The sequence below is a fragment of the Tsukamurella pseudospumae genome, assembly GCF_001575195.1.
GTDB classification, from domain to species: domain Bacteria; phylum Actinomycetota; class Actinomycetes; order Mycobacteriales; family Mycobacteriaceae; genus Tsukamurella; species Tsukamurella pseudospumae.
This window is the reverse complement of record NZ_LSRF01000067.1, coordinates 1-209: the sequence shown is the minus strand read 5'-3', so window position 1 is coordinate 209 and position 209 is coordinate 1. Positions and strand designations below refer to the sequence as shown.

Annotated in this window: 1 pseudogene; it reads right to left on the bottom strand. The window is 66.5% G+C overall.

The window, feature by feature from the left end:
• A pseudogene (locus tag AXK60_RS25130) lies at positions 1 to 209 on the bottom strand (hypothetical protein); the annotation flags it as partial.

The following is a 209-nucleotide window of genomic DNA, read 5'->3' as shown; positions in this document are numbered from 1 at the left end:
ATAACGCTGGGCTGCAGGCTCGGCGCTGCATGGTCCGCGACCATCACGTCGACCTGCTGTTTGCCGCGGTTGAATCGATGCACTGGGCCATCGCCGACGGGCTCATGGAGGACGTAGCCCAATGCCTCGAGCTGCTCGCGCACGCTCGACCAGGTCGCTGCCCCGGTCTCGATGTGCAGCACCATGTCGACGTCGACGGTGGGGCGCGT